The organism is Pseudokineococcus marinus, from assembly GCF_013004605.1.
Lineage (GTDB): Bacteria > Actinomycetota > Actinomycetes > Actinomycetales > Quadrisphaeraceae > Pseudokineococcus > Pseudokineococcus marinus.
The window spans coordinates 1-11,472 of sequence record NZ_JABEMA010000089.1; the positions used below are offsets into that span (position 1 = coordinate 1).

Genomic DNA, 11,472 nt, shown 5'->3' on the forward strand with positions numbered 1-11,472 from the left:
GGCCGCGGCGGCCGGGTCGGGCAGCCCGAGCACGGCCCCTCCGCCGGCCTCGACCGGCGCCGCCTCGAGGTCCCCGGACGCGACGACCTCGCCGTCGCGCTCGACGCGCCAGGACAGCGCGAGGTCGGCCGTGCTGGCCGTGTGGCGGCGGTTGGTGACCTCCAGCAGCGGCCCGGCCCCGGTGCCGGCGGGGTGGAGCGCGAGCTGCACGGCGCCGACGACGGCCGCCCACTCGGCGAGCCCGGGCGAGGGCGTCCCGTCGGAGAGCACGAGCCCGTCGGTGACGAAGTTGCCGTCGTGGATCGGCTCGCCGAAGTCGCCGCCGTAGGCGAAGAAGGGGGTCCCGTCCTCGGTGGCGTGGGCGAGCCCGTGGTCGCGCCACTCCCAGACGAAGCCGCCGTGGACGCGCGGGTGGCGCCACGTCAGCGCGTCGTACTCGGCGACGGCGCCGGGCCCGTTGCCCATGGCGTGCACGTACTCGCACATGAGGAAGGGCTGCGCGCGCACCGCCGCGGCCTGGGCGGGCGTCGTCCAGCGCACCGGCCCGACGCCGGAGCCGATGGCCTCGACCTCCTCGAGCGTCGGGTACATGCGGCTGTAGACGTCGGTGTAGGCGGCCGTGTGGTCGCCCTCGTAGTGGATCGGCCGGGTGCTGTCCCGCCGCCGGATCTCCGCGGCCGCCGCGGCGAGGTTGCGCCCGGTGCCGGCCTCGTTGCCGAGGCTCCAGAGGACGACGCAGGCGTGGTTCCTGTCGCGCTCGACGGTGCGGGCCACGCGGTCGCGGTAGGCCTCCTCCCACGCCGGGTCGTCGCTGGGGTTGCCGCGCCACGGCGCGCCGGGGGTCAGCTCGAAGCCGTGGGTCTCGAGGTCGTTCTCGAGGACGACCCAGAAGCCCATCTCGTCCATGAGGTCGAGCAGGCGCGGGTGCGGCGGGTAGTGGCTCGTGCGGATCGAGTCCACCCCGTGCCGCTTCATGAGGGCGAGGTCCTCGCGGGCGTGCGCCTCGTCGAAGACCCGGCCGCGGTCGGCGGCCACCTCGTGGCGGTTGACGCCGCGGAAGACGACGCGACGGCCGTTGACGAGGAACTGGTCGCCGGCGATCTCCACGGTGCGGAAGCCGGCGCGCAGGGAGGCGGTCTCGCCGCGCGAGGACACCTCGACGTCGTAGAGGCGCGGCACCTCGGCGCTCCACGGCTCGACGGCGTCGACGTCGACGGGCGCGACGTCGTCCGCGCTCTCCCACGTCACCTCGACGCCGAGCTCGGGCGCGCGCAGGACGACGGGGTAGGCGTCCGCCCCCGCCGTGACGCGGACGTCGAGGCGCCCCGCGCCGGTGCGGTGGTCGTAGCCGGCGTCGAGGGCGACGTCGTCGAGCGCCCCGGCGGGCCGGGCCAGCAGCGCGACCTCGCGGAAGACGCCGGGCAGCCACCACTGGTCCTGGTCCTCGAGGTAGGTCGCCGCCGACCACTGGTGCACGCGCAGCAGCAGGGCGTTCTCGCCGGGGCGCACGAGCCCCGTGACGTCGAGCTCCTGCTGCAGGCGGCTGCCCGTGCCGGTGCCGACCTCGACGCCGTTGAGCCAGGCGCGCCAGGCGCTCTCGACGCCGTCGAGGCGCAGCACGTGGCGCTCGGCCCCGGTCCACGCGTCCTCGTCGGGGACGGTGAAGGAGCGCAGGTGGTCGCCCGTCGGGTTCTCCGTCGGCACGTGCGGCGGGTCGACGGGGAAGGGGTAGACGACGTTCGTGTACCAGGGCCGCCCGTAGCGGCCGTCGCCGTGCATCACCCAGTGCGAGGGCACGGGCAGGTCGTCCCAGCCCTCCGCCGCACCGCTCGACGGGACGGCGCCCGGTTCGGACAGCGCGGCCAGGGCTGCGTCGTCCTCGCCGCCGCCGAGGGCGGTGGGCCACAGGCGGAAGCGCCACGTGCCCGACAGGTCGAGCTCGGGGGCGTCGGAGCGGACGCGCGCGCGGGGCGCGCAGCGCCGCCCGCTGCCCGGGGCGGTGCTCTCCAGGTGGGCGGGGAGGGCGGGCAGCGCGCGGTGCGGGGAGGTCACGCCGGGACGGCTCCTTCGGTGGGCCCGCCGCGCGTCGGCGCCGGCAGGACGGTCAGCAGGTCGGGTCGCCGCCGACGAGCACGCCGCCGGTGGTGAGCCGCGCCAACTCTGGCAGACGCCGCCCGGCGCCCCGCCCACCTCGCCGCCCGCCGGACGGCGTCGCCCGCCTCCGGGCCGGGCTGCCTCGGCCGCGGACTTCGTAGCCTTCTTCCGCTGCAGGAACGCCCCGGGCCGTACTTCGTAGCCTTCCTCCGCTCTAGGAGAGCCGCGGGCAGAGGTTCGTAGCCTTCCTCCGCTGCCGGAGGTCCCGGGCGAGGTCCGCGGCCCTCCTCAGCCGCGGTCGGCCACCCGGGCCCGGTACGCCGCAGCCGCGGCGCGGTTGCCGCACCCGCCGTCGCAGAAGCGCTTGGAGCGGTTGCGCGAGAGGTCGACGAGGACGTCGTCGCAGTCCTCCGCCGCGCACGTGCGCAACCGCGAGCGCTCACCGGAGCGCAGGACGTCGACGAGCGCCATGGCCGCCTCGACCGCCATCCGCTCGGCCAGGGGCGCGTCCGGCGTCGTGGCGTGCAGGTGCCAGTCCCACCCGTCGTGGCGCACGAGCTGCGGCAGGGCCCGCGCCCGGGCGAGGAGGTCGTTGACGCCGGTGACCTGCTCCTCCTCGTCGCCCGTCCACAGCCGCCGCAGCTGCGGTCGCAGGGCCCGGACGGCGTCCAGCTCGGCGGCGTCGTGAGTGCGCGAGCCCGTGTAGTCCCACTCCTCGACGAAGGCGTCGAGGTCACCGGTGGTGGCCAGCTGGTCGACGCCCTCCCGGCGGTGCCCGGGCGCCGCCGGGGGAGCGGTGTTGACGAGCGCCGCCGCCGTCGTCAGCGACACCTCCGTGTCATGGGCGAAGACCATGTTGACTCCTGACGTCGGCGTGCCTAGCGTCACCAGCGTACGCACCGATGACTGATGACGAGCCGGTGAGGACCTACCGGCGGAGGAGGTGGACCGCGTGAGCGCTCCCACGACGACGGCGCCCGCCGGCGGCCGCACCCGGGCCGTCGGCCTCGTCATCGCGCTCCTGTCGGCGCTGGCCTTCGGCACCTCCGGGACCCTCGGCAAGGGGCTGCTCGACGCGGGCTGGACGCCGGGCGCGGCCGTCCTCGTGCGGGCGGTCGTCGGCGCCGCGGTCCTGCTCCTGCCCGCGGTGCTCGTCCTCCGCGGGCGCTGGCACCTCCTGCGCGCGGACGCCGGGCTCGTCGTCGCCTACGGGGTCATCGCCGTGGCGGGCTGCCAGCTCGCCTACTTCACCGCCGTGCAGACGGTGTCGGTCGGCGTCGCGCTGCTGCTCGAGTACCTCGCCCCCGCGCTGCTCGTGCTCCTGGCGTGGGTGCGCGGCCGCCGGCCCTCCCCGCTCGTGGCGCTCGGCACGGTCCTGGCCCTGGGCGGGCTCGTCCTCGTGCTCGACCTCACCGGCTCGGTCCGCGTGGACCCGGTCGGCGTGGCGTGGGCCCTGCTCGCGGCGTGCGGTCTCGCCGCCTACTTCGCGCTGTCCGCCCGCCCCGGCGCGGGGCTGCCCCCGCTCGTGCTCGCGACCGGCGGCCTGGTCGTCGGCGCCGCCGTCCTCGGGCTGGCCGGGCTCGTGGGGCTCGTGCCGCTCGCCGTCTCGGGCGGCGACGTCCTCCTCGCCGGCGCGCAGGTGCCCTGGTGGGTCGCCGTCGGAGGGCTCGGCGTCGTCGCCGGCGCGGTCGCCTACGCCACCGGCGTGGCCGGCGCCCGGCGCCTCGGCTCGCGCACGGCCTCCTTCGTCGGGCTCACCGAGGTCGTCTTCGCCGTCCTCGTCGCCTGGGTGCTGCTGGGCCAGCTCCCCGTGCCGGTGCAGCTGCTCGGCGGGGCGCTCATCGTCGCCGGGGCCGTCGCCGTCAACGCCGACGAGGGCCGCGCCGCTCGCCCGGCACGCGCTGGCCGCGCCGCTCGCCGCCGGTCGCCCGTCCCCGTCGAGGGCCCGCCCGCCCCGTGAGGCGCGCCGCCGGGGAGGACGAAGGTGTCCCCGGCGGACGGAACCGCAGGTCAGCGCCCCGCGCTGCCGCGGGCGGAGGGGTTCGTCCTCCCCGACGGCTGCCGTCTGCGCACAGCGACCTGCGGAAGAGCCGGTCGCTCAGCGTCACCTCTGGTCAGGACCTCGCGTCCGCCGCCGACGAGCCGTTGCGCAGGTCGCCGTGCGGCTCAGGCGTCGCGGCGCTGCAGGAGCACGAGCCCGGCTGCGAGCGGGACCACCGCCCAGCCGACGAGCACGAGCACCGCGGCCGTCGTCCCGTACGGCGCCGAGCCGTCGAGCTGGGCGAAGGAGAGGCTCGCGCTCAGGGGCGTGTGCTCCGAGGCGGTCGTCAGCCAGTCCACGCCGAAGACCGGCAGCAGCGGCGGCGCGACGAAGACGAGCGCGACCAGGAGCGTGATGGTGCCGGCGGTGCTGCGGAGCAGCGTGCCGACGCCCAGCCCCAGCAGGGCGACGGAGACCATCCCGGCCGCGTTGCCGAGGACGGCGCCGAGCACGCCGTCGTCCCCGAGGCCGACGCGCACGTCCTCGGGGAAGAAGGACGCCCCGAGCAGCAGCGCGGCGAAGGAGACGACCAGCGCGACGACGCCGGCGAGCACGACCACCACCAGCGCCTTGGCCACGAGCGCCGGCCACCGGCGCGGCACCGCGGTGAGGGTCGCGGTGATCGTGCCGGTCGCGTACTCGCTCGTGACGACCAGGCCGCCGAGGACCCCCAGCAGCAGCGCCGCCAGCGACGTCGAGGAGAGGACCGGCACGAGCTGGCCCGTCGGACCGGTCTGGAAGCCGCCGGGCGGGCCCCCTGGCGGCACCTGCCCGCTCGTCTCCGCGGCCTCCAGCGCCTGCGAGACACCCCAGCCGGACAGCGTGGCGACGCCGATCCCGAGGACCAGGACGACGAGCACGAGGACCCACGTCGAGCGCAGCGTGGCGACCTTCGTCCACTCGCCGCCGACCACGCGCGGCAGCGACGCGCCGCCGGACCCGGTGCTCTGCGACCCGGCGACGCCGCGGCGGCTGCCGCGCGGCCCTCCGCCGACCGTGCTCGTGCTGCTCATCGTGCGGCCCCCTCGGCTGCGGTCCCGTCGGGCTGGTCTCCGTCGGTCCGGGCCCCGTCGTCGGTGCGGTACTCGCGGCTGTCGCGGGTGAGCGCCATGTACGCCTCCTCGAGCGTCGAGGTCCGCGCGTGCAGCTCGTGGAGGACGACGCCGTGGCGGCCCGCCACCTCGCCGACCTGCGCGGCGGTGGCGCCGTGCACCTCGAGCCGGTCGGCGCCGCCCGTGGTGGTCGACCGAGCGCCGACGCCGCGCAGCAGCACCGCGAGCCGCGCGGCCTGCGGCGAGCGCACGGTGACGGCCGCGTCCTGCGTGCGGGCCGTGAGCTCGGTGACGCTCGTGTCCGCCAGCAGCTTGCCGCGCCCGACGACGACGAGATGGTCGGCGGTCTGCGCCATCTCGCTCATGAGGTGGCTGGAGACGAGGACGGCGCGCCCCTCGGCGGCCAGGCCCTTGAGCAGGGTGCGGATCCACAGGACGCCGTCGGGATCGAGGCCGTTGACGGGCTCGTCGAGCATGACGACGGCCGGGTCGCCGAGCAGCGCCGTCGCGATGCCGAGGCGCTGGCCCATGCCGAGGGAGAAGCCGCCGACGCGCTTGCGGGCGACCCCGGTGAGCCCGACGAGCTCGATCACCTCGTCGACCCGTCGCGCGGGGATGCCCTCGGTGCGCGCCAGCGCGAGCAGGTGCGCGCGGGCGCTGCGGCCGGGGTGGACGGCTCGGGCCTCGAGCAGCGCCCCGACCTCGCGCAGCGGCGCGCGGTGCTCGCGGTAGCGCTTGCCGCCGACGCGCGCCTCGCCGGACGTCGGCCGGTCGAGGCCGAGGAGCAGGCGCATCGTCGTCGACTTCCCCGCGCCGTTCGGCCCGAGGAAGCCGGTGACGGAGCCCGGCCGCACGGTGAACGAGAGGTCGTCGACCGCCGTCTTCGCGCCGTAGCGCTTGGTCAAGCCCCTGGCCTCGATCACGGGTCCAGGCTAGGGGCCCGAGGCGGGCGGCCCGCCCCGTCCGACCAGGGCCCTCCGGCCCTGCGCCCTCGCGGGCTGCGCGCGCCGGTCTCCTCCACCACCATCGCGGAGGCCGCGCGGACGCCGGGCGGCCGGTCGACGCCGAGGAGGGGACCCGTGGAGCAGCTGCACCTCGTCTACGCGGTGGTGGGCGTCGTCGGCGTCGCGCTGGCGCTGCTGAGCACGGTGGTGCGCCGCTCGCCGGTGAGCGAGCCGCTCGTCGCGCTGGTGCTCGGCGTCCTCGCGGGCCCGGCGGTGCTCGGGCTCGTCGTCGTGCCCGACGACGTCCGCGACCCTCTGCTGCTCGAGGGCACGCGCCTGCTGCTGGCCTGGTCCGTCATGGCCGCGGCGCTGCGCTTCCGCTTCAGCGGGTTCCGGTCGGTCGTGCGGCCGGTCGTGCTCCTGCTCGTCCTCGTCATGCCGCTCGCCATGCTCCTCAGCGGGGCGGCGGCCCTCGCCATGGGCCTGCCCCTCGGGCTCGCCCTGCTCGTCGGCGCGTGCCTGTCCCCGACCGACCCCGTCCTCGCCTCCTCCGTCGTCTCCGGCGGCCCGGCCGAGCGGGACCTCCCCGCCCGGCTGCGGCAGGTGCTCACCGGCGAGAGCGGCGCCAACGACGGCCTAGGCCTGCCCTTCGTCCTCCTCGGCCTGGCTGCTGTGCTGCCCGGCGAGGCCCTGGGGACGGCGGTCGGCGACGCCGTCCGCGAGGTCGTCGTCGCCGTCGTCGTCGGCGTGGTGCTGGGGACGCTCGCCGGGCGCCTCGTGCCGCGCGCGGACGACGACCGCACGCTCGCGGGCGGCCCCCGCCTCGTCCTCACGCTGCTGCTGGCGGTCGCGGTGCTCGGCGTGGCGCGGGTGGCGGGCGCCGACGGCGTCCTCGCCGTCTTCGTCGCGGGCCTCGCCTACGACAGGGTGGTGCCGACGTCGGACCGCGAGCCGCAGAGCTCCCTCGACGAGGCGGTCAACCGCTACGCCGTCCTGCCCTTCTTCCTCGTGCTCGGCGTCGTCCTGCCGTGGGCGGACTGGGCGGACCTCGGCTGGGGCGCGGCCGTCTTCGCCGTCGCGGTGCTGCTCGTCCGCCGGCTGCCGGCGCTCCTGCTGCTGCACCGGCCCCTCGGTCTGTCCCGGCGCGACGGCGCCTTCGCGGGCTGGTTCGGGCCCATGGGCGTCAGCGCCGTCTTCTACCTCGTGTACAGCCTCGACGAGGGCGTCACCGACCCGCGCCTGTTCGCCGCCGGGTCGCTCGCCGTCGCCGTGAGCACGCTCGCCTTCGGCGTCACCGCCGCACCGGCGACGCGGCGGTACGGGCGGGTCGCGCAGGGGTAGCGCGGGGACGGCGCGGGCTCCGGGGCGCCGTTCCCGTCGGTGCGCCGACGGGTGACAGGGTGAGGACGTCGAGCGGCCGGTGCGAGCGAGGAGGACGGGTGGCTGAGCGCGCGAGGTTCCCCCGCCGCGTCTACGGCCGCGGCGAGGAGCCCGACCCCCGCTTCAGCCTCGCCAACGAGCGCACCTTCCTCGCGTGGGTGCGGACGTCGCTCGCCCTGCTGGCCGCCGGTGTCGCCCTCGAGGCGCTCGCCCTGCCGGTGGACCCGGTGCTGCGGCTCGCGTCCGCCGTCGTCTTCGTCGTCCTCGGCCTGCTGTCGGCGGCCCAGGCGTGGCTGGGGTGGGCGCGCGCAGAGATCGCCATGCGCCGGGCGACACCCCTGCCCGCCCCCTCGCTGGCGCCCGTCGTCGCGGGCGGCGTCGTGCTCGCGAGCGCCCTGCTCGTCGTGGGCCTGCTGCTGTGAGCCGTGCGGCGCCCGTCGACGACCTCTTCGACCCGGGCCTGCAGCCCGAGCGCACGCTCCTGGCCTGGCGACGGACGACGCTCGCGCTGGCCGTCGGCTGCGCCGCGCTGGTCCGCTTCGTCGCGCCGGTGCTGGGACCGGTGGTCGCCGTGATCGGGCTGCTCGGGCTCGTCCTGTGCGGCGCCGCCTACCTCGGTGCGGCCACGCAGTACCACCGCGTGAGCCGAGAGCTGGTGTCCGACGGCGGCGGCGCCCTGCCGTCGCCCGGCCCGGCGGTCGCCGCGCTGACGGCCGCGCTGGTACTCGTGGGCGCCGCGTCGCTCGCCTTCGTCGTCGCCCCCGCCCTGGCGGCGTGACGACGTCGCTCAGTGCTGCCCGGGCGGGCCGTCCGAGGGGTTGCGCCGGCCGGTGAGGCCGAGCTGCCGGTCGACGAGCGCGCCGACGGCGAGGCTGGCGGCGACGGCCACGACGACGCGCAGGACGGTCGACAGGCCCGGCGCCAGCGCGTCGACGACCCCGAGGGTGACGACGATGACGAGGAAGCGGGCGACGAAGGACGTCAGGCGCGGGTGGCGGTGCAGCACCCCGCGGACAGTACGGCGCTAGCGTCCGCCCGAGGCGCCCGGACCGGGCGCCGTCCGCCGAGAGACCAGTCCGCTCGCGCACCGGCGCGCGACGAGGAGGACCCCCGTGAGCACCCCGCAGGACCCGCCGCTCGACGTCGACGCCGTCATGGCGCAGCTCACGCTCGAGGAGAAGGTCTCCCTCGCGTCGGGCTCGGACTTCTGGCACACCCAGGGCGTCGAGCGCCTCGGCGTCCCGGCGGTGATGGTCACCGACGGCCCCCACGGCCTGCGCAAGCAGGCGGGCGAGTCCGACCACGTGGGGCTCAACGACAGCGTGCCCGCGACGTGCTTCCCGCCCGCGGCCGGCCTGGCGTCGACGTGGGACGCCGACCTGCTGCGCCGCGTCGGCGCCGCGCTCGGCGACGAGTGCCGCGCCGAGCAGGTCGCCGTCCTCCTCGGCCCGGGCGTCAACATGAAGCGCAGCCCGCTGTGCGGCCGGAACTTCGAGTACTTCTCCGAGGACCCCCTGCTCGCCGGCGAGCTGGCCGCCGCGCTCGTGCAGGGCGTCCAGAGCCGCGGCGTGGGTACCTCGCTGAAGCACTTCGCGGCCAACAACCAGGAGACCGAGCGGATGAGCATCTCCGCCGAGGTCGACGAGCGGACGCTCCGGGAGATCTACCTGCCGGCCTTCGAGCGCGTCGTGACGCAGGCGCAGCCGTGGACGGTCATGTGCTCCTACAACAAGGTCAACGGCGTCTACGCCAGCCAGGACCCGTGGCTGCTCACACAGGTGTTGCGCGAGGAGTGGGGCTTCGCGGGCCTCGTCGTCTCCGACTGGGGCGCCGTCGACGAGCGCTGGCGCGCCGTCGCGGCCGGGCTCGACCTCGAGATGCCGGCGTCCGGCGGCTCCGGGGACGCGAGCATCCGCGCCGGGCTGGACGCCGGTGACCTCACCGAGGCCGAGCTCGACGTCGTCGTGCGCCGGAACCTCGAGCTCCTCGCCAAGGCGCTGCCGGCGATGGCGCCCGGCCAGACCTTCGACGCCGACGCCCACCACGCGCTCGCCCGCGAGGCCGCCCGCGAGAGCGCGGTCCTGCTGACGAACGACGGCGTCCTGCCGCTCGACCCGTCCGCGGGTGGCCGCATCGCCGTCATCGGCGAGATGGCGCGCAACCCGCGCTTCCAGGGCGCCGGGTCCTCCCAGGTCAACCCGACCCGCCTCGACGACGCGCTCACCGCCCTGCGCGCGGGCACGAGCCGCGAGGTCGTCTTCGCCGCCGGCTACGTCGCCGAGCCCGCCGCGGGCGAGGGCGCGGACGAGGCGCTCGTCGCCGAGGCTGTCGAGGCCGCGCGCGGCGCCGAGGTCGCCGTCCTCTTCCTCGGCCTGCCGGCGTCGTGGGAGTCCGAGGGCTACGACCGCGAGCACCTCGACCTCCCCGGCGGTCAGGTCGCCCTCCTCGAGGCCGTGCGCGGCGCCTGCGACCGTGTCGTCGTCGTGCTGTCGAACGGCGGCGCCGTGGCGGTCGACGGCTGGGCGCACCGCGCCGACGCCCTGCTGGAGGGCTGGCTGCTCGGCCAGGCCGGCGGCGCGGCGACGGCGGACCTCCTCTACGGCGTCGTCTCGCCGTCCGGGCGCCTCGCCGAGACGGTCCCGGTGCGCCTCGAGGACACCCCCGCCTACGGCGCCTTCCCCGGCGACAGCGGCGTCGTCCGCTACCGCGAGGGGCTCCTCATCGGCTACCGCTGGTACGACACCCGCCGCGCGCCCGTCTCCTTCCCCTTCGGGCACGGGCTGACCTACACGACCTTCGCCCACACCGACCTCGCGGTCCGCGCGACCGGGGCGGGGCAGGACGCGAGCGTCGAGGTCGCCCTCACCGTCACGAACACCGGCGAGCGCGCCGGCGCCGAGGTCGTGCAGGTCTACGCGGCGCCGCAGGACGCCGGCGTCGTCCGGCCGGAGCAGGAGCTCGTCGGCTTCACCCGCGTCCACCTCGAGCCCGGTGCGGCGCAGGAGGTCTCGCTCACGCTGTCGGCCCGCGACCTCGGCCACTGGAGCGAGGTCCACCACCGCTGGGTGCTCGAGGGTGGCCGCTACGAGGTCCGCGTCGGCGCGTCCTCGCGCGACGTGCGCCAGCGGGCGGTCGTCGACGTCGAGGGCGAGGACCTCGTGCCCCTCCTCACCCCGCAGTCCGAGGCGGGCACGTGGCTCGAGCACCCCGTCGCCGGACCCGACCTGCGCTCCCGCCTGGGCGAGGCCGCCGCCATGCTCGACGACCCGCAGCACGGCCGGATGATGCGGGCCATCCCGCTCGTGCGGCTCACGCGCTTCCCGGGCTTCCCCGTCGACGAGGGCGACCTGCCGGCGCTCGCGGACGCGGCGAACGGCTCCCGCTGAGCCGGACACGGCCGAGGCGCCGATCTCGCTCGGAGCCGTCCGGGCGGGCCGGCGCGCTCAGGCCGGGTCGAGCAGGTGCTGCGCCACCACGAGCGCTGCCCCCAGCAGCGCGCCGTCGGCCCCGGCGCGCGGTGTCGCGATGGTGAGGTGCCGCGTCGCCAGCGGCGTCGAGCGCCGGTAGACGACCTCGCGGACGCCGGCGAGCAGGTCCTCGCCCGCCAGGGCGAGCGAGCCGCCGACGACGAGCGCGCCGGGGTTCAGCAGGTTCACGCACGTCGAGAGCACCTCGCCGAGGTCGCGGCCCGCCTGGCGCACGAGGTCGAGCGCCAGCGGGTCGCCGGCGCGGACGAGGGCGACGACGTCGCGGCTCGTCCGCGCCTCCCGCCCGTGCGCGCGAAGGCGCGCCGCGACGGCGGTGCCGCTGGCCAGCGCCTCGAGCGTCGTCCCGTCGTCGGACGACCCGGGGACGCCGGCTCCAGCTCGTGGACGAGGTCCTGCGCCCGGCCCGGGGCCAGGACCGACGCGAGGTGCTCCTGCGCCCGCTCGCCGACGACCTGCGGACCGTCGCTCGTCAG

Annotated in this window: 11 protein-coding genes; 5 read left to right on the forward strand and 6 right to left on the reverse strand. The window is 76.9% G+C overall.

From position 1 onward, the window contains the following. The coding region (locus HLB09_RS07855) for a glycoside hydrolase family 2 TIM barrel-domain containing protein (protein WP_212770737.1) at nt 1-2,052 on the reverse strand (2,052 nt) is incomplete at its 3' end. 330 nt (nt 2,053-2,382) lie between these two features. Next, nucleotides 2,383-2,949, reverse strand: a complete 567-nt coding sequence (locus tag HLB09_RS07860; protein WP_171202838.1) for a CGNR zinc finger domain-containing protein — start codon at nt 2,947-2,949, stop codon at nt 2,383-2,385. Between the two features lie 97 nt (nt 2,950-3,046). Here HLB09_RS07860 and HLB09_RS19895 point away from each other — a divergent pair, with 97 nt between their 5' ends. Beyond that, nucleotides 3,047-4,054: an EamA family transporter gene (locus tag HLB09_RS19895; RefSeq protein ID WP_212770738.1), complete on the forward strand. Its 1,008-nt coding sequence runs from the start codon at nt 3,047-3,049 to the stop codon at nt 4,052-4,054. A 206-nt stretch (nt 4,055-4,260) separates the two neighbouring features. Here the strand turns inward: HLB09_RS19895 and HLB09_RS07870 are convergent, their stop codons facing one another. Together HLB09_RS07870 and HLB09_RS07875 are read right to left on the reverse strand one after the other, a co-directional pair. Beyond that, nucleotides 4,261-5,148, reverse strand: a complete 888-nt coding sequence (locus HLB09_RS07870; RefSeq protein WP_171202840.1) for an ABC transporter permease subunit — start codon at nt 5,146-5,148, stop codon at nt 4,261-4,263. Further along, nucleotides 5,145-6,110, reverse strand: coding sequence for an ABC transporter ATP-binding protein (locus tag HLB09_RS07875; RefSeq protein ID WP_171202841.1), 966 nt, complete (start codon nt 6,108-6,110; stop codon nt 5,145-5,147). Before HLB09_RS07875 ends, HLB09_RS07870 begins: the two co-directional genes overlap by 4 nt. A 156-nt stretch (nt 6,111-6,266) precedes the next feature. Between HLB09_RS07875 and HLB09_RS07880 the strand changes: the two genes are divergently transcribed. From HLB09_RS07880 to HLB09_RS07890, 3 genes are all read left to right on the forward strand, one after another. Further along, nucleotides 6,267-7,472 (forward strand): cation:proton antiporter domain-containing protein, encoded by a 1,206-nt coding sequence (locus HLB09_RS07880; protein WP_171202842.1) that lies wholly within the window; start codon nt 6,267-6,269, stop codon nt 7,470-7,472. Nucleotides 7,473-7,570: 98 nt separating this feature from the next. Beyond that, entirely contained in the window at nt 7,571-7,933 is a 363-nt protein-coding gene (locus HLB09_RS19305) for a YidH family protein (RefSeq protein ID WP_171202843.1), read from the forward strand. Continuing rightward, nucleotides 7,930-8,289 carry a DUF202 domain-containing protein gene (locus tag HLB09_RS07890; RefSeq protein ID WP_171202844.1) on the forward strand — a complete coding sequence of 120 codons (360 nt, stop codon included), beginning with the start codon at nt 7,930-7,932 and terminating at the stop codon, nt 8,287-8,289. Before HLB09_RS19305 ends, HLB09_RS07890 begins: the two co-directional genes overlap by 4 nt. Before the next feature lie 9 nt (nt 8,290-8,298). On the opposite strand, the gene HLB09_RS07895 is transcribed toward HLB09_RS07890, so the two are convergent. Continuing rightward, nucleotides 8,299-8,517, reverse strand: a complete 219-nt coding sequence (locus tag HLB09_RS07895) for a hypothetical protein (protein WP_171202845.1) — start codon at nt 8,515-8,517, stop codon at nt 8,299-8,301. Between the two features lie 148 nt (nt 8,518-8,665). On the opposite strand from HLB09_RS07895, the gene HLB09_RS07900 reads away from it, so the two are divergent. Next, nucleotides 8,666-10,897 carry a glycoside hydrolase family 3 C-terminal domain-containing protein gene (locus HLB09_RS07900; RefSeq protein ID WP_171202847.1) on the forward strand — a complete coding sequence of 744 codons (2,232 nt, stop codon included), beginning with the start codon at nt 8,666-8,668 and terminating at the stop codon, nt 10,895-10,897. Nucleotides 10,898-10,954: 57 nt separating this feature from the next. Here HLB09_RS07900 and HLB09_RS07905 read toward each other — a convergent pair. Further along, the coding region (locus HLB09_RS07905; RefSeq protein WP_171202846.1) for an ROK family protein at nt 10,955-11,472 on the reverse strand (518 nt) is incomplete at its 5' end.

Bases quoted from the DNA above. Each gene is read 5' to 3' on its own strand.
- HLB09_RS07860 (WP_171202838.1), bottom strand. From the start codon at position 2,949: ATGGTCTTCGCCCATGACACGGAGGTGTCGCTGACGACGGCGGCGGCG.
- HLB09_RS07870 (WP_171202840.1), bottom strand. From the start codon at position 5,148: ATGAGCAGCACGAGCACGGTCGGCGGAGGGCCGCGCGGCAGCCGCCGC.
- HLB09_RS07900 (WP_171202847.1), top strand. From the start codon at position 8,666: ATGGCGCAGCTCACGCTCGAGGAGAAGGTCTCCCTCGCGTCGGGCTCG.